This is a genomic window from Blastopirellula sediminis (assembly GCF_020966755.1).
GTDB classification, from domain to species: domain Bacteria; phylum Planctomycetota; class Planctomycetia; order Pirellulales; family Pirellulaceae; genus Blastopirellula; species Blastopirellula sediminis.
The window spans coordinates 1,003,488-1,021,596 of sequence record NZ_JAJKFT010000010.1; the positions used below are offsets into that span (position 1 = coordinate 1,003,488).

The following is an 18,109-nucleotide window of genomic DNA, read 5'->3' on the forward strand; positions in this document are numbered from 1 at the left end:
TCGATCGTCCGCTTGAAGTCGATACATCACTAGACGAGTTCGCGTCGCACGTGGTCAAACACCCCAGACCGCGGCGCAAGTTCAAGGAGAAATGACAGTGGCTGTTCGTGTTGCAATCAATGGTTTTGGACGCATCGGTCGTTTGACCTTCCGCAATCTCATCGCCCGTGGCGACGAATTCGAAGTGGTCGCGATTAACGACCTCACTGACAACAAAATGCTGGCGAACCTGCTGAAATATGACAGCACGCACCGCCGCTTCCCGGGCACCGTCGAATATGACGCCGAAGGCCTGACCGTTAACGGCACCAAGATTCGCGTCTTCGAAGAACGCAACCCGGCCGCGCTGCCGTGGGGCGACATGGGCGTTGACGTCGTCGTCGAAAGCACCGGCGTCTTCACCGGTCGCAAGACCGAAACCAAAGCGGGCTACGACTCGCACTTGGACGCCGGCGCCAAGAAGGTCGTCCTCAGCGCTCCGGCCAAGGACGCTCCCGATCTGACCTGCGTGCTGGGCGTGAACGACAACGAACTGACGGCCGACATGAAGACCGTCTCGAACGCGAGCTGCACGACCAACTGCTTGGCTCCGGTCGCCAAGATCCTGAACGACAAGTTCGGCCTGAAGGATGGTTTGATGACCACGATTCACGCCTACACCAACGATCAGCAAGTGCTCGACCTGCCGCACGCCGATCCGTATCGCGCTCGCGCCGCGGCCCTCAACATCATCCCGACCTCGACCGGCGCCGCCAAAGCGGTCGGTCTGGTGATTCCGGCCCTGAAGGGCAAGCTGACCGGCATCTCGATGCGTGTTCCGGTTCCGACCGGCAGCGTCGTCGACCTGGTCGCCAACCTCGAAAAGACGGTCACCAAGGAAGAGATCAACGCCGCGATGAAGGAAGCCGCCGAAGGCCCGCTGAAGGGCATTCTGTGCTACACCGAAGACCCGATCGTCTCGGCCGACATCATCGGCGACCCGCACAGCTCGATCTTCGCCGCTCCGTTGACCGACGTGATCAACGGCTCGCTGGTGAAGGTCGTCTCGTGGTACGACAACGAAGCCGGCTACTCGGCTCGTACCGCGGACCTGGTCGCCAAGCTGGGCAACATGTAATCGCCGCATTTGCGACGGAAACGTACAAAGCCCTCGCTGCATCCCGCAGCGAGGGTTTTTTTGTGCGCATTTTGGAACTAAGGTAGAGATAACCCACTCTCGCTCCGCCAACGGCGGCAGCGCCCACATCCGACCCATCCACCCAATCGGGGCCAGGGAACTCTTTCCCCCCGTCCAGGCAAATAGCTCAGGAGTCTCTTCTCTATGGCGAAAACGACCCGTCGTACCGCGATCAAGGCGATGGCCGCCGGTACCGCTTTGATCAGTCTGCAAAAGTCGACCGCCGAGGCGAAAGACTCCGCCGCCCAAACGACTGCGGCTAGTCGGCTGGAGAACCGTCAGGACCGCGTCTGGCTCGGCGAAGAGTATTGGGCCAACCCGATGGAAGATTGGCGGATCGTCGACGGCGCCGCCGAGTGCCAAAACACCGCCGGCGATCGCAACGTTCACCTGCTGACGCATCAGCTGACCAACAACGGCGGCGCCTTTCAAATGTCGGTTCGTCTCCGTCAGGTCGAAGTCAACAAAGACGACGGCGGCGCCGGCTTCCGCATCGGCGTTCGCAGCGACATCAACGAACATCGCAGCAACTGCTTCGCGAAGAACGGCATCAACGCCGGCGTCATCGGCGATCAGCTTGTTCTGGGCGGTTCGAAGAAACCGCTGACCGAAAAGGTCGCTGACCAAGTGATCCAACTCTCGCTCTCCGGCAAGCCGGCCGACAAGGGCTACCAGCTGACCTTGATCGCGTCGACGCCGACCAGCGACAAGCCGCTCGCAACCTTGACCGAAACCGTTCCCGCCGCCTCGGTGCTGGGGAACGTCTCGATCGTCAGCAACTACAACAAAACTCCTGCCATCAAACGGGGCGCTCGTTATCGCTTCTGGGATTGGAAGGTCTCCGGCGACGCGCTGACCGAAGCGGCCGAAAACAAGTTCGGCCCGATCCTCTGGACGATGTACTCGCTCAGCGATTCGCGCTCGGGCGAAGGCTTCGTCTTGAAGCTGAGCGCCTTGACCGGCCCGCTCGGCGAGAAGGATAGCAAAGACGTCGAACTGCTGGTCGAAAAGGATGGTGCGTGGAAGTCGCTCGGCACGGCCCAGCTCGATACGGACGCGTGGGTCGCCACCTTCCGCATCCCGAACTGGGACGAGAAGACCGCGACGCCGTTCAAAGTCGTGTATCGCGAAGCGCTGCGTGACGGCAGCGTCAGCGAGTCGGACTGGACCGGAACCGTCCGCGCCAACCCGGTTGGCCGTCCGCTGCGTTTTGGGGCGCTCACCTGCCAGAACGACTATGCGTTTCCGTACGAGCCGGTCGCCAACAACTTGCTGGCGCTCGATCCCGATATCCTCTACTTCTCCGGCGATCAGCTGTATGAAAACCATGGGGGCTACGGGCTCATCCGCGACCCGGCCGACCCGGCGATCCTCAACTACCTGCGCAAGTATTATCAGCATGGCTGGTCGTTCCGCGAGCCGATGCGCGATCGTCCGACGTTGTGCCTGCCGGACGACCATGACGTCTTCCAGGGGAACATCTGGGGCGAAGGGGGCAAGGCGATGATCAGCGGCGACACCTCTTCGGCCGGCGGCTATCGCGAACCGGCCAAGATGGTGAACGTCGTTCACAAAACCAACTGCGCCCATCACCCCGATCCGTACGATCCGGCGCCTTGCTTGCAGGACATCAGCGTTTACTACGGCGACGTCGTTTACGGCGGCGTCAGCTTCGCGGTGATCGCCGATCGTCAGTGGAAGACCGGTCCCGATCATGTCGATACCGGCGGCGGTCGCCCAGACCATGTGCCGGATGCGAACTTCGACACGTCGAAGCTCGACAAGCCGGATCTGGTGCTGCTCGGCGAACGCCAGGAAAAATTCCTGGAAGAGTGGGTCGAAGATTGGCGCGGGCACAACATGAAGGTGGTCCTCAGCCAGACCGTCTTCGCCGGCGTTGCGACGCATCACGGCGGTTACGACGGCTACCTGAAGGCCGACCTCGACAGCGGCAGTTGGCCGCAAACGGCCCGCAACCGCGCGGTCGCCATCCTGCGCAAGGGAATGCCGCTGCACATCAACGGCGACCAGCATCTGACGACGCTGGTGCAGTACGGCGTCGACAAGCAGCGGGACAGCAACTGGTCGTTCTGCTCGCCGGCGATCGCCGTCGGCTATCCCCGGTGGTGGCGTCCCGACGAAGTCGGCATGCCGCACGAAAACCGACCGAAACATGGCCTGGCCAACACCGGCGAGTTCATCGACGGCTTCGGCAACAAAGCGTACGTCTACGCCGTCGGCAATCCGGAAGTCGGCAACAAGCGTAACCGCTACGAACTGGCCCACCAAAAAGGAAGCGGCTTCGGCATCGTCACCATCGACACCGAAGCGAAGACCTACAAGATCGAGTCGTTCCGCTTTTTGATCGACGCGACCGACGGCAAAGAAGGGAACCAATTCCCCGGCTGGCCGATCACGCTGCAACAAAAAGAAAACGGCGGCCAGAACGTCATCGGCTAAGGCGACGCCAAACTAACCCGAGGCGCAAGCCGAGGGAATGCGGAAGGCAATCGAGCCACAAGCCGCAAAGTCAAAATAGGGTGGCCCGTCCGGTCGGCAAGACTGGGCGGGCTCTGAAGCAACAAGATGCCGCGCCCTCCGGTCGGAACGACTGGACCGGACCGCGGCATTTTTTTTGCGCGGGCATCGTAGCTTGAGGAGCAAGCCGAGCGGAATGCGGACTGGACCGCGGCGCGATTTTTTTCGATCCGGCAGTGGACTGGAACGCACTCTATTTTCCGGGCCAGCCCCGCCCGATTCATTCGCGTCCAAACGGACACTGGACTGGACCGCAACATTTTTTTGAGGAGCTGTCTCTCTGGCCCCTCATAACTTCCCCTGGCTTTCCCAGTCTTCCTATGATGTGGACCGCTCGAACACGTTTTTTTAAATCGACCAGTGGACTGGACCGCACACTTTTTTTTTCGAGCTCCGCATCTTCCGTCGGGTCCGCTCTGCGGACCGCAACGTTCCGAACGACTTGCCATCGGGTTCTCGCTTCCGACGGTCCGCAGAGCGGCGCCAACGCTGGGAGTGGACTGGACCGCGGCGTGATTTTTTTTCGCGACGCCACCGCGGCAACAGGAACGTCTCATTCCAGATTCACGAATTGCCAAAGACCTTCTCCGTCAGGCAAGCGACGCCGACGGTTTGCTCCTCCCGAGCGAGAATTGCGCTTCGCTGCGCTACGGGGAATCGACCACAATTCCGTGCGCTTTGTCAATCAAAAAAGTAAGGCGCGAGACGCCGCCGATACTAGCCCGAGGCGCGAGCCGAGGGAAAGCGGCCGCAAGTAAATGACGAATGTCGAAGCTCGAATGACGAATCTTGTTCTTTCGTCATTCTGGTTTCGACATTCGTCATTTCTCCAAACCCATTCCCTCGGCTCGCGCCTCGGGCTAGTGTTGGTGCGCGAACTACGCCATGTAGACCGTCGGATCTTTGAGCCCGTGCTTCGCGAACGCTTCTTTCCGTTCGGTGCACGCGCCGCATTTGCCGCAGTGCTCTTCCAGACCTTTGTAGCAAGTCCAGGTCAGCTCGTACGGGACGCCCAGCTCGGCGCCGCGCTTCGCGATGTCTCCCTTGTCGATGTCGACGAAGGGGCGCCACAGCTGGACTGGGTTCCAGTCGCAGAGCTGCGCCGCTTGGTCCATCGCGGCGGCGAACTCCGGACGACAATCGGGATAGATCGCATGGTCGCCGCTATGGGCGCCGTAGGCGACGGCGACGCACTGCTGACTGATCGCCCATGCGATCGAGACCGAGAGCAAGATCATGTTGCGATTTGGGACGACCGTCAGCTTCATGTTCTCTTCGGCGTAGTGGCCTTCGGGGATTTCGATGTCGCGGCCGCTCAGACTGTTGGCGCCAAACAGCGGATTGATCGCCGAAAGATCGGCGACCATGTGCGGAACGTTGACTCCCTCGCACAACTTCCGCGCGTACTCCAGCTCCTTCACATGCCGCTGCCCATAGTTGATCGAGATCGCGCAGACTTCGTGCCCGGCGTCGAGCAAATGGTAGAGCAGGGTAGCGGAGTCCATCCCTCCGGAAACGACGGCGACGACTTTGGACATGGGGTTGGCTTTGGCGAAACGAAAAAGAGAAAGAATGTCGGTTGGCATTATACTACAATGCGGTGAATTGCCTGCACGGCACGACAGCCCCTACGATTGTCGGGAAAGGGAGTTTTCCATTGATCGCGTTGAGTCGCTTCGCCTGACCACTCGTCGCGTAGCCACTAAAGGAACGGTGAGCGATGCTAGTCTCGGCCCTCGACCTTCAGAAGCTGCTGTTCAAGGTCATGTTCCTGGCATTTGTCTTCAGCTTATTGCTGGGACTGCTGGCGATCTTCGTCGCGCTGCTGCGCCGCTCGCAGGCGGCAAAAGCCTTGGGTTCGTTCTGCGTCGCCGTCGGCCTGGTCGCTGGGATCTTGCCCGGAGTGATGTACGTTCCGTTCACAACTCCGCTGCTGCTGGTCCCGCTCGCGATTCCGGCGCTGCTTGGCGCGGCGGCGCTGGGGATCAATCGCTACTACAAAGACCTGCCTCCGCTGACCGGCTTTCAGTTTCCGCTGCCGGCGTTGATCTTCGTCACGTTGCTCGTCGCGTCGATCGCCGGCCTCTACAAGGCGGGGCAGCGGGCGTATTTCTACAACCGCGATCAGGCCCTGGCGAATTTCCAACGAATGCCAGCCATCGAATCGGTCGTCGTGCATGGACGCCCTGATCCCGACTTGTTCGAGTTCTGGGTCGAGGAGATTGAGTTTTCGCTGGTCGGTCGGCCGGAGACGCGGATTCGTCTGGCGGCGAACTATTCGCTGCGTCATTGCGACTCAGACCAGCCGCTAGAGCAACTTACGATCAAGCAAATCGGTCCCTGGACGTTCGGCGGCCAGGGTATGATATCGACCACGAGCGCCGACGGTCAGCCGCGTAGAAAGAAAGTCAGCATCGGCGACCTATCGCTGGGAGTCGACGGGCCTTTGCGTTCTCTGATCCCGCTGAAGATCGAAAGCGTCGACGATATCGTCGCGAACTACGACAAGCTGGTCGAACTGCTGGAAAGTTGGCCGCGGGTAGAAACGCCGGGACGATTGGAGTTGGAAGATCAGGTGATTGAATATTGGGTGACGGAAGTCGACAGCGTCCCTGCCCCGTAGAGAACGAACGCGAACATGCAAGGCGACTTATTCCCCGGTATCGAGTACATCGTTTTCTCGATGGCGTTTCTCGCCATCGGGATTCCGCTGGGACTGCTGGCGATCTTGATCGCGCTGCTGCGGCGACTAACGGCGGCGCGGCTGCTGGGGAAGTTTTGCGTTGGCGCCGGAGTGTTGGGCGCCGCGATCCTAGGCTATTTGCTGTTCTCAAATTCCGTGCCGATGCCGGTTCTGTTCATCCTGCTCATTCCAGCCGCCCTGGGCGGCGTGACATTGGCGATCGCCTACTATTACAAAGATCGCCCACCGCTGGGGCGTTGGCAGGTTCCGTTTCCGGCGCTGATCTACGTAACGCTGGTGGTCGCCGGAGCCGCCGGCATTTACAAAATGTCGCAGACGAGCTTCTATCGCGAACGCGATCAATGCCTGGCGAACTTTCAAAGGATGCCGGGGATCGACAACGTCGTCGTTCACGGTCATGAAGTATCGCGGTTTGAGGTCGACAGCGTGCAGTTTTCGCTGGCCGGGCGTCCCGACACGCTCGTGAAGCTTGGCGGCCAAGAGGAGCTGTTCGATTGCAAGTCGAGCGATCGTCTCGAATCGCTGGCAGTTCTCCAGATCGGCCCCTGGACGTTTGGGGGCCAAGGGAAGAAGCCACGCAAAGGAAGCACCGCCGAAGAGCCCCTGTTCTCCAAATTCGGGATCTACGCGCTCTCGTTTGGCCCCGATAGTCCGCTGCGTGATCTGGTCCCGCTGAAGATTGAAAGCGTCGACGATTTGGTAGAGCATTACGATGAGTTGGTGGAACTGCTGGAAAGTTGGCCCCGGAAAGAGGCGCCGGGACATTTGGAACGAGGGGACGAGACGCTCGACTATTGGGTGATCGATAACCGCCCACCGAATCGCGACGACGCGAGCGACTAATGCATCATGATCGAATTCATCCTCCTCTTCGGCTTCGGTGCGCTCGTCCTTTGCTATTTCGCGATCTTCCTTTCGCTCGGTTTGCGCGCGCTTGTCCACGCGTGCTGGGGAAGGTTTGTGAAGGCGCAATACCTGGGTTGGCTTTGTCTCTTGATGGGAGGAACGTTCGGCGTGTGGCTGGCGATCGTCTCTCTGTTTCTTGGCTTTCCGCTGCCGTGGATCTTTGCCGTCCCAGCGATCCTGGGAGGAATGGCGCTGCTGCACTCCTACAGCTTTCGCGACGTGCCGGCGCCGGGGCAATTTCAGTTTCCCATCCTCGCGGTTTTTTACGCAACGTTTCTCACCGCGATCGTGACGCTAGCCGGAGTCCAGTTCCATCGCTTGCTGCGAACCGACGACGCGATCCGGCGCGAGTTCGCCGCCAATCTAAGTCGCATGGACCAGATCGAAAACGTCAACGTGATGGGAAGCGTCTATAGACGGGAGTTCCACGTCCAGCAGATCGAGTTCTCCTTGGCCGGACGACCAGACACGCTCGTTCGAATTAATCCCGACGATAAGCTAAGAACGTGCGACGCCGATGAGCCCTTACCGGAGGTCATGCTCATCCAGGTCGACCGTTGGCTGGTCGGCGGGGAGACTCAGCCCAACGCAAATACGCGGCTTTCGTTTATCGGCATCGACGTCCACCAAGGTGGGAGGTTTGAAAAGTCTTTTCCCTTTCCTTTGCAGAGCATCGACGACATCGCGGCGCATTACGATGAGTTGGTCGAATTGCTGGACACGTGGCCCCGCGAAGAGAAGCCTGGGCGAATGGAAACCGCCGATGGATTGACGATTGAATACTGGAAGGTGGATGGCGGCGCTCCGACGAAAGGCCCTTGAGCAAACTCACGTCATGATGGACTTCGACACGTACGCACTGTTGTTCATCCCTTTTTGGGCGATGGGGCTCCCATTCTTGTTGGTCGGCGTCCTTACGGGAATCATTGGGGCGGCCAACGCATGGGTGGGAGATTTTGAGACGGCGCAGCGGTTGGGTTGGAACTGTGCGGTTCCGGGCGGGATTGTCGGCAGTCTGCTATTGGCGGCTAGCGCAGCGATCGGAGTTCCCTATCCGTGGATCTTCGCGCTTCCCGCGCTGCTAGGAGGCATGGCGCTGCTGCATGCCCATTACTTTCGCGACATGCCGCCTCCTACATAGCACCAATTTAAGCGATCGATGTTCTTTTACTCGACGCAGGCGTCGGCAAATCTGGTTACCGCATCGCTGGTCCGCACAGCGGACCCTACGATTTGCGTGCGCAAAAAAAGAGGGCCGTCCTGTTGGACGGCCCTGCTTCTTTGTTCTTGACGCTGTTGGCGACTAGACTTCCTTCGAGTCGATCCAGGTCATCAGCTTGCGGAGGCGCTTGCCGACCTGTTCGACCTGGTGGCCGCGTTCGTTGCGGCGGATCGCCTTGAAGCGCGGGGCGCCGGCGCGGTTTTCGAGGATCCAGTTGCGGGCGAAGGTGCCGTCTTGGATCTCGTTGAGGACGCGCTTCATTTCAGCCTTGGTTTCGGCGGTGATGATGCGCGGGCCGGTCGAGTAGTCGCCGAATTCGGCGGTGTTCGAGATGCTGTAACGCATGTAGTTCAGTCCGCCCTGATAGAGCAGGTCGACGATCAGCTTCAGTTCGTGCATGCACTCGAAGTAGGCCATTTCTTCTTGGTAGCCCGCTTCGACCAGCGTTTCGAAACCAGCTTTGACCAGTTCGCTGACGCCGCCGCACAGCACGACCTGTTCGCCGAACAAGTCGGTTTCGGTCTCTTCGGCGAAGGTGGTTTCGATGACGCCGCCGCGGGTGCCGCCGATCCCCTTGGCGTAGGCCAGGCCGATCTTGCGGGTTTCTTCGCTGGCGCCGTCGCCGAGCGCGATCAGCGACGGAACGCCGCCGCCGGCGACGTATTCGCTACGAACCAAGTGGCCCGGGCCCTTCGGCGCGACCAACAAGGTGTCGATCCCCTTCGGCGGTTCGATCTGGCCGAAGTGGATGTTGAAACCGTGCGAGCACATCAGAACGTCGCCCGGCTTCAGGTTCGGGGCGATCGAGGTCTTGTAGATGTCGCCCTGGACTTCGTCCGGCAGCAGGACGTTGATGACCTGGGCCTTCTTGCAGGCCTCTTCGATCGACATCGGCTCGAAGCCGTGCTTCACGGCCAGGTCGTAGTTGGCGCTGCCGGGACGCTGCCCGATTACGACATTGCAGCCGCTATCGCGCAGGTTCTGGGCTTGGGCGTGTCCTTGCGACCCATAACCCAAAATAGCGATCGTCTTATCCTTCAAGACGGAAAGGTCGGCATCGTTGTCGTAATAAATCTTGGCGGGCATTGAAAAAGTTCCTGTAACGCAACAAAACGGGTGTATGGAAAAGCAGGCGAAGCGAAGGCTCCAGTCCTGCGAGCAGGCGAAAGTGGAGTCAAAACGCCGCACAGGGCGTTTCGCTGAATCGCTTATTCGACCGTGGTACCGCTGCGGACCATGGCGATTCGGCCGGTGCGGACCAGTTCGGTGATGCCGAACGGACGCATGCAGTCGATAAACGCGATGATCTTGTTTTCGGGACCCGACATTTCGATCACAACGTCTTCCGCGCCGACATCGACGATGCGGCCGCGGAAGATGTCGGCCAGCTCGCGAACTTCGCTACGCTTGCCGCCGGCGGTCGAAACCTTGATCAGCATCAAGTCGCGTTCGACGAAGTCTTGCGAACTGACGTCATAAACGCGAACGACCGTAACGATCTTCTCGAGCTGCTTACGAACTTGCTCCAATACCTGATCATCGCCTACGACTACAAACGTCATCCGCGACAGGTTGGGTACTTCGGTTTCCCCTACCGCAAGCGAATCGATATTGTAGCCCCGCGAAGCCAGCATCCCCGAGATGTGCGCAAGCACCCCGGGCACGTTCTGGACGACCGCCGAAAGGACGTGTCGCATCAGTTTCTCCCAGTAGAGTCAGAATAAACCCGCATGATACTTGGCGTTTTGAGCGGGAACAAGTAGACGAGACCCCCAAACAGCCGTCAGGTTCACCCTGTTTCGCAGGAACTTCACGCGTACGTAAAGCAAGATTTCACGGGGATTTAAGTTGACTCGGCCAGGCCATAAGATCGGCCGACTCTGGCCCCCCACGAGCGGCCGCCAATCACGCGTTAAGCGGCCTCTTCTTCCAACTTTTCGCTCTCCGGGCGATGTCGACCGATCAAACGGGTCACATCAGCCAACACTTGCGGAAGCGCCCAGCCGCCGGGAGAGGCCAAATAGCGGGGGGCCCAGACCGGTTTGAACTTCGATTTGTAGGCCCGCAGCCCCTCAAAGCTGTAGAAGTGGTCCCCGTGCCGGTAGACCAGCCCGGCGATCTTGTTCCACATCGGGGCCAGCCGGCGATCTTCGATTCCAGAAAGGGGCGCCATGCCGAAGTTAAACCACTCGTACCCTTCCTCCTTCGCCCAGAGGAGGAGTTCAATGAACAGGAAGTCCATCAGCCCGGCGACCGACGAGTCATACCGCATCAGGTCGATCGACGCCTCTTCCTTCGGCTCGTTCGCCAAGACGTTCGCGAAGGCGACAATTCTTTCCGCGTCGCGGATCACGGCGATGTCGAAATGGCTCAAATACTCTTCGTCGAAGAAGCCGAGGGAGAATCCTTTCTCGGCCGAGTGCTTCTCGGCGAGCCAACCGTCGGAGATCTCGCGAAGTCGCGGCATCAGCTCGGCGGTTTGCTCGCGGGGAACGATCTCAAACGTGTAGCCCGACTTTTGCAGCTTGTTGCGGGTCGAGCGGAGGCTCTTGAAGTGATTGCCGGCGATCGAATACTCGCGGAGCGGCACGCGGCCATCTTCACCGAGCTTCAAGAGCGTCAAACCTTGATCGAGATAGATCGACAAGCTTTCAGGGGCGACTTGGTAGAAGACGGGCCAGCCATGATACCGATCGCAGAGTTCGCGATACTTCCAAATCAGTTCTGACCATTGCTCAACCGGGCCGACCGGGTCTCCCATCGCGACCCACGATCGCCGTTCGATCGCGTACATGATGAACGCCGAATTGTCGTCGCTGAACAGGAACCGTTTGTCTCCCAGCAGCGCGAGCGTCGATGCGAGCCTGGGCGACTTGGCGACGATCGCCATGACGGTTTCCATCTCTTCAGGCGTCGGCGGTTCGGTCCGTGGACCCGGTGCGCGCGAGAGGAGCCGCCACACTGCGAAGACCAACACCACGACCGCGACGCCGACGCTGGCTCGCAAGAAGCGCGACGCATCCCCATGAAACGCGAAGTCCCACCACAAGTCGTTGCGATAGTCGACATGGCGGTAACTGAAGAACCCGAGCCATGTCGCACTGACGAGCGCCAGCGCCAGCAGGGCGATCCAGGCCGGCGAGAATCGCTCGTGCACCAGCGATCCTTTCCGATAGAACTGATCGCGACACGCAATTAGCGCAAATAGGACGAGCGATAGCAGAATCGCCGCTTCATAGTCCAATCCCTTGAGCAGCGACGTGATGATGCCGGCGACGAGCAAGAACGCCGCAGCCCACCAGGCCGAGTCAAGTTTCAGTTGAAGTCCCCGCGCCGTCAGCAGCAGCGCAACGCCGGCAACGCTTCCCAAAAAGTGAGACGCCTCCAAGAACGAGAGGGGAATGTAGTGCTTGAGCGCCGCGATCCGTTCTCCCATCCCTGGCGTATTGCCGGAGAAGAGCAAAACCGCGCCGGCGATGAACGCGGCGAACGCCAACAGCGTTGGTAACAGCGACGAGGTGATCTGCCAGGCCTGACGCGCTACCGGATCGAGATGATGGCGATGAGCGTGATACTCTTGACCGCCCAGCAGCAAGATCGCGGCGAAGAGCGGCAGCAAGTAGTAAATCACCCGAAAGACGAGGAGCGCCGCGACGACGTCATCTTTGGCGGTCGATGCGGTCAGCGTCAGGATCACCAGTTCAAAGACGCCGACGCCGCCAGGAACATGCGTCAGAACCACCGCGATCGACGCCAACAGAAAGACGCCGAGAAACTGCGGGTAGTTCATTCCCACGTCTTCAGGCAGCAGCACGTACAAACAAGCGGCCGCGATCATGATGTCGGCGATCGCAACCCCTAGCTGCGCCAGGGCGATCCCCGGACCAGGCAAACGGATCTCTTGCCCGGCGATCGTGAACGGCTTTTTCCAGAGGAACGTCAGCGCGATGTAGACGACGGCGCTGGCCAACAGTAGCCAGCCGAGTCCCGAGACCGACGTAATCGGCAGATGCAAGTCAGGCGGCAGCTCGAACGGATCGAAGACGAATGCGAGTCCGCCGATCGCGAAGACGCCGATCCAAAAGGTCCCGCCGAGCATGACCGAAATCTGTAAGACTTCGACCGAGGAAAGCCCCAGGACCGAGTAAGAACGATAGCGAACCGGGACCCCGCCAAGCGTTGCGCCAAAGTTATAACTGGCGGCAAATCCGGTAAACGACGCGAAGGCGACCCGCAGCAGCGGCAACGTCCGGCCGATCGCCTTCAGGGCGAGCAAGTCATAGCCAACCAGCACGACGTAGTTGAGGAACATCAGCGCCACGCAGAAAGCGATCTTCTGCGACGGCATCGTACTCAGACTTTCGCGGATGTCGTGCCAATGGTAGTTGCGCAGCTCATGCGCCAGCAGCCAGGCGGCGCCGCAAAAGATCAATACCGCCAAAAAGGGCGACAGTCGTGACAGCAGTCGTTTCATGGGGAATGTTCTAGTATTCGTAGCGACGGATCGCAACGTAAGTTTCGACTGGCGTTGTGCGATCGCTTCCGCCAAACCGGTCGAAGCCGGATTATACCGGGGACCAACAACCGCATGCCGAGCGCAAGGAAACGATTTTTTTGCGTCGCCGCAGGGGAGGGGGTATGATCAGGCGAACCGCCGACTTTCCGGTCGATCGGTCCTCCTCGCACAGCTTTCTATTCTCGGCGGAACGTCTCATGCCTATCGAATTTGCGTGCCCGGTTTGCAGCAAACGCTTCAAAGTGGACGACAAGCACGTAGGGCGAAAAACAAGTTGCCGATCATGCGGCGCGGCGATCACCATCCCCGACCAGGGAGAAGCGGAGCTTTCCGGCGACACCACCGGCGGTAGCACGCTGTACGACCACTCGAACAAAGAGCGGCGCGACCTGGGGATTTCGATCGGGGACGAGGGGCTGATCGAAGCGGTCAGCGAACATATTGAGAAACATTTCGGCAAGGTCGACAACGTTTTTCATGAGCTGATTTCGACCGGAGTGCATGTCGACGTCCATGTGATCAACCCGACGACCGAGCGTCCTTACTACACGCTGGTCACGTCCGGGATGTCCGAGCTGCCGATGACGACTCCGCCGGGCGCCGAAGAGCTGGCCTACGCCGAGCTGGTTCTCTGCTTGCCGCCCGATTGGAAAATGTCGCAGGACGCGTTTGAGGACGAGTCGAACTACTGGCCGATTCGCTGGATGAAGATCCTGGCGCGCTTTCCGCACGACTACGAAACCTTCTTCACCATCTCGCACACGATCCCCGGCGGCAATCCACCGGAAGAGTTCGACGCCAGCACGCCGATGGGTTGCTGGATGTTCGTTGCGCCGTTCATGTTTGAAGAAGAGTCGTTCGAGTTGCAGCATGACGGGCACACCGTCAACTTCCTTTACATGCTGCCGCTCCATCTCGATGAAATGGAATTCAAACTGAAGCATGGTTTTGACGAAGCGGTCGATCGGATCATGGAATCGTTCGAGATTCGCGAGCTGATCGATATGCAGCGTCCCAGCTTCATGCAGTTGGATTGGGCCCCAGCGCGTCGATCGAAGCGGCAATCGATCGTCGCGAGTTGCCCGTGCGGCGAAACCTTCGAAGCGAAAACCGGAGATGCGGGCAAATCGATCCCCTGTCCGAAGTGCAGCCAGCCGGTCTACGTCCCTTGTTCGACCCTGGCGGTGACCGGCAATTATCCGGATGGACCGGCCGCATCGAATCCGGCCGGCGTCTCCCTGAAGCTCGGCCGCTACGTATCGCTGCGTCCGATCGAGATCCTCTGGTGGGGCATTCCGGCGGTCTTGTTCGTTCTGCTCGGCATTATGGTCCACTGGAGCCTCTTTATTCCGGCCGTGATCCTGTTCGGGATCTTCGCACTCAGGTGGCGGAAACTTCATCATCACTTTAAAGACGGCGACAGCCGGCCCGGCGTGATCGTTTCACTGGATCCGCCGCTGTTCGCTTCGATCACCGACCTCGATTTGGGCGCCGGCGGAGGAGAACGACTCGCGGTTAAGGTGGTCCCCTTTTTCTCGAAACAAATCGACGGCAGTCCGATCAAGATTGGCGAGCGCATTCCAACCGCCGCCGCCTATCATGAAGATTCCGAAAAAGGGGACAAAGCGACAAGCTGGGGCGACTTCGAGCCGATTCCGGTCGCCTACGCCAACGGCGATCCAGCCGCCGCACGGTATGTGATCTCGCAAATCGACGACGAAGAGTGGAAACAACTCAGCGAGGGGCTAAAACAAGTTCCCCGCCCCTTGAAACCAGGCCTGTATGACGTGACGCTATAGCAGTCCCTTTCTCGTCCGTTTCGCTCTCTCCACCCCAGACTTTATGCCGATTGAATTCCGCTGTCCCATCTGCGGAAAAGGATTCAAGGTCGACGAAAAGCATGTCGGTCGCAAGACGATCTGCAAAGGGTGCGGCACGACGATTCTCGTCCCGCAGCCCGGCGAAACGGAAGCGATCGTCATCCCCAGCGAAGATGAAGTGCTGGTCCCTGCGACGGCGGCGGAGCCGCCCAAGCGCGTGATCGAGCGCGACGGTCAACTCTTCGCCGCGATCAGCAAGCATATCGAACAGCACGTTGGGCCGATCGCGCGCGTCTTTCGCGATCATGTCAACGAAAAGAAGCAGGTCGACATCCTCTGGGTCAAACCGACGGCCAAGACGCCGTTTCATACCTTAGCGACCTGCGGCATGGCGGAGCAACCGATGCAGATCCCGCCGGAAGCCGACGGCTTCCCTTACGCCGAGATGATCCTCTGCTTGCCGCAGAATTGGCCCATCGACGAAAGCGCGCTGGCCAACGAAGCGATCTACTGGCCGTTGCGCTGGATGAAATTGGTCGCGCGCTTGCCGCAAGAGCAAAACACGTATGTCGCCAGGTCGCAGGTTCTGCCCAACGGCGTCCCTGCGCGTCCTTTTCACGCCAACACGACGATGACCGCCTGGATGTTCACTCCGCCGCAAATTGGGCCGGAAGAGCTTCCCGCGATGGCGGTTTCAGATCGTACGGTCGACTTTTTCGCGATGACGGCGATTCACACGGACGAACTGCGGTTCTACTATCAACATGGCTATCTCGAGACGCTCCGGCGACTAAAAGCGGAGTTTCCGTCGCGCACCTTGCATAGCATGCGTCGCCCCAGTTTTCTCAATCCTCACCGGTAGCGGCTGCGAATAGAACAGGGCGACGGCGCCCCTGTTCCCGATCTGCCGATCTCTATTTCTCCTACCGCGTCTCCGGTCGTGTTCTTCCTCCGCGGCCTCCGTGTTCCATTCTCCTCCCTCCTCCAAAATGGGGTCGAATTTCGAAGCTCAACGAACCCTTTGGGCGATTTGACTCTCCACACCCGCATTGACCCGTCCCCAAATCTCTGGAAAATGTTGGGGTTCTTGAGGTTACATTCTTCGCTGTTGCGCCTCGGACTTGCTCCTTGGCGGATTTCGCCCCCCAATCAAGGCAATTTTCGATGGCTGCGCCCGCCAAACGCCCCTCCAAGTACCACGTCTTCCTGCTTTGGTCGAATGACACGGTCAAGGAATGCCGCGAAGTGCGGAAGTTCTTCAAAGATTTCAACAAATCGGTCGCCAAGCCGAACTACGGCGTCACCTTTGAAATCATCGATCACTGCTTTGACACGGATGACCACGGCCGTCCTGGCGCCGTGCCGTCGCGGGAATTGCTGGAAAAGGCGCGTGACACGCTCTGCCTGACCATCGGGCTCGGCTCGGACAACGAAGCGTCCCTCAATCCCTACACCAAAGAGACCGCCCAGCACGAACTGGACATCGTGCTGGAGAGCGCCCAGCAGACGCAACTGTTGCAGTGCGTGTGGTTTATGCGCAACGACCACAATGGCAACCGCGAAGACGTCGCCGGCGAAATGTACGATCTGCTGCGACTGCCGAGCGGCCTGAAGCCGAACGAAGTCGAACTTTACGAACCGCATGACGACTTCAAAGAACTGCTGGCCGCCATCGTCGGCCGCAAGTTGACCTCCAAGGATCGACCTTGGACGGTGAGCGAAGACGAAGCGAATCTGTCGGCGTTGGAAGCGGCTCGCCGCCAGAAGATGCAGCAGCTGATCGACATGGGGATCGACCCGTGGGGTCAGCGGTTCGACAATCACATCGCAATCGCCGACGTCCGCGCCCAGGAATCGAAAATCACCGAAGCGACCGAAACGGTCGACGGCAAGGAAACGACCACCTACAACGGACCGAAGGTCCGCATCGCAGGGCGACTCGTGCTGATGCGATCGGCCGGCAAACTGATTTTCGCCGATGTCCGCGACCGGACCGGGCAGATCCAGATCTTCATCGGCCAAAACCAGGTCGGCGAGCGGAACTGGCAGATCGCTCAATGTCTCGACCTGGCCGACATCGTCGGCGTCGACGGCGAACTGAAGAAGACCAAGACCGGCGAACTGACCGTCTTCGTCGAAGAGCTTCACTTCCTCACCAAGACCCTCGATCCGCCGCCGGAAAAGCACAAAGGCCTGACCGATCCGGAACTGCGTCAGCGGATGCGTTATCTCGACCTGTCGCACACCGACGGAGCGATCGAACGTTTCGTGAAGCGGACTGAGATCGTCAAGTCGATCCGTCAGACCTTGTCGAACCAAGGCTTTATTGAAATCGAAGGCCCGACGCTCCACGCGATCGCCGGCGGCGCCGCCGCTCGTCCGTTCATCACCCACCACAACGCGCTCGGCATGGAATTGTACATGCGGATCGCGCTGGAGCTGCATTTGAAGCGGCTGTTGGTCGGCGGCATGGAACGGGTCTTTGAACTGGGACGCGTTTATCGCAACGAAGGGATCAGCCCGAAGCACAATCCTGAGTTCACGATGCTCGAAGTCTATCAGGCGTACGGCGACTACCGTTCGATGATGGATTTGACCGAAGCGATCATCACCGACGCTATCAAAGCTATCGGCGCCGCGTTTGAGCTGCCGTATGGCGAAACGCTGGTCAACTTCACGCCGCCGTTCCAGCGCCGGACCTACGCCGAGCTGTTCCATGAAAACACCGGCATCAATCCGGAAGACGACGCCGCGGTGAAGCTGTATGCGATCAACCTCGGTCTCGATACGGAAGGAAAGCACCCCGACGTCATCCGCAACGAGATCTTCGAAGAGAAGGTGGAAGACCAGCTGAAGGGTCCGATCTTTGTGATGGACTACCCTGCTAGCATCTGCCCCCTGACCAAGCGGAAGACCGACAATCCGGCGGTGGCCGAGCGTTTCGAGCTGTTCATCAACGGCATGGAAGTGGCCAACGCGTATACCGAGCTGAACGATCCCGACCTCCAGGACAAGCTGTTCCGCACGCAGCTAGAAGGGCAATCGGAAGAAGACTCGATGGCCAAAATGGACCATGACTTCATCCGGGCGCTCCGCAACGGCATGCCTCCGGCCGGGGGTCTCGGAATTGGGATTGACCGGTTAGTCATGTTACTTACTAATACGCAAACGATCCGCGAGATCATTCTATTCCCCCTCCTGCGGCACGAAGCGTCGCAAGAATAGA

General features: G+C 59.5%; 13 protein-coding genes. 9 read left to right on the top strand and 4 right to left on the bottom strand.

Annotation, left to right across the window (positions count from 1 at the left end; translation table 11 throughout):
* Positions 1–97 precede the first annotated feature (97 nt).
* On the top strand, positions 98–1,117 hold the full coding sequence (gene gap, locus LOC68_RS15715) for a type I glyceraldehyde-3-phosphate dehydrogenase (RefSeq protein WP_230220451.1): 1,020 nt from the start codon (positions 98–100) through the stop codon (positions 1,115–1,117).
* Between the two features lie 204 nt (positions 1,118–1,321).
* Positions 1,322–3,637 (top strand): alkaline phosphatase D family protein, encoded by a 2,316-nt coding sequence (locus tag LOC68_RS15720; protein WP_230220453.1) that lies wholly within the window; start codon positions 1,322–1,324, stop codon positions 3,635–3,637.
* Between the two features lie 956 nt (positions 3,638–4,593).
* Here the strand turns inward: LOC68_RS15720 and queC are convergent.
* Positions 4,594–5,253, bottom strand: coding sequence for a 7-cyano-7-deazaguanine synthase QueC (queC, locus tag LOC68_RS15725; protein WP_230220455.1), 660 nt, complete (start codon positions 5,251–5,253; stop codon positions 4,594–4,596).
* A gap of 182 nt (positions 5,254–5,435) precedes the next feature.
* Between queC and LOC68_RS15730 the strand changes: the two genes are divergently transcribed.
* The 4 genes from LOC68_RS15730 to LOC68_RS15745 are packed head-to-tail and all read left to right on the top strand — an operon-like array spanning position 5,436 to position 8,466.
* Positions 5,436–6,338, top strand: a complete 903-nt coding sequence (locus LOC68_RS15730; protein WP_230220457.1) for a hypothetical protein — start codon at positions 5,436–5,438, stop codon at positions 6,336–6,338.
* 15 nt (positions 6,339–6,353) lie between these two features.
* Positions 6,354–7,262 carry a hypothetical protein gene (locus LOC68_RS15735; RefSeq protein WP_230220459.1) on the top strand — a complete coding sequence of 303 codons (909 nt, stop codon included), beginning with the start codon at positions 6,354–6,356 and terminating at the stop codon, positions 7,260–7,262.
* A 6-nt stretch (positions 7,263–7,268) separates the two neighbouring features.
* Complete coding sequence (locus LOC68_RS15740; RefSeq protein ID WP_230220461.1) at positions 7,269–8,147, top strand: hypothetical protein; 879 nt, start codon at positions 7,269–7,271, stop codon at positions 8,145–8,147.
* Positions 8,148–8,160: 13 nt separating this feature from the next.
* Complete coding sequence (locus LOC68_RS15745) at positions 8,161–8,466, top strand: hypothetical protein (protein WP_230220463.1); 306 nt, start codon at positions 8,161–8,163, stop codon at positions 8,464–8,466.
* Between the two features lie 162 nt (positions 8,467–8,628).
* On the opposite strand, the gene ilvC is transcribed toward LOC68_RS15745, so the two are convergent.
* The 3 genes from ilvC to mprF form a co-directional block, all read right to left on the bottom strand.
* Complete coding sequence (ilvC, locus tag LOC68_RS15750) at positions 8,629–9,633, bottom strand: ketol-acid reductoisomerase (protein ID WP_230220465.1); 1,005 nt, start codon at positions 9,631–9,633, stop codon at positions 8,629–8,631.
* A gap of 122 nt (positions 9,634–9,755) precedes the next feature.
* Positions 9,756–10,244, bottom strand: a complete 489-nt coding sequence (gene ilvN, locus LOC68_RS15755) for an acetolactate synthase small subunit (RefSeq protein ID WP_230220466.1) — start codon at positions 10,242–10,244, stop codon at positions 9,756–9,758.
* Between the two features lie 215 nt (positions 10,245–10,459).
* Complete coding sequence (gene mprF, locus LOC68_RS15760) at positions 10,460–13,021, bottom strand: bifunctional lysylphosphatidylglycerol flippase/synthetase MprF (protein ID WP_230220468.1); 2,562 nt, start codon at positions 13,019–13,021, stop codon at positions 10,460–10,462.
* Between the two features lie 239 nt (positions 13,022–13,260).
* On the opposite strand from mprF, the gene LOC68_RS15765 reads away from it, so the two are divergent.
* The 3 genes from LOC68_RS15765 to lysS all read left to right on the top strand — a co-directional run bounded on the left by LOC68_RS15765 (position 13,261) and on the right by lysS (position 18,108).
* Entirely contained in the window at positions 13,261–14,862 is a 1,602-nt protein-coding gene (locus tag LOC68_RS15765) for a DUF3239 domain-containing protein (RefSeq protein WP_230220470.1), read from the top strand.
* A 43-nt stretch (positions 14,863–14,905) separates the two neighbouring features.
* Positions 14,906–15,745 (top strand): suppressor of fused domain protein, encoded by an 840-nt coding sequence (locus LOC68_RS15770; protein WP_230220472.1) that lies wholly within the window; start codon positions 14,906–14,908, stop codon positions 15,743–15,745.
* An 824-nt stretch (positions 15,746–16,569) separates the two neighbouring features.
* Positions 16,570–18,108, top strand: a complete 1,539-nt coding sequence (gene lysS / locus LOC68_RS15775; RefSeq protein ID WP_255670991.1) for a lysine--tRNA ligase — start codon at positions 16,570–16,572, stop codon at positions 18,106–18,108.
* Position 18,109 lies beyond the last annotated feature (1 nt).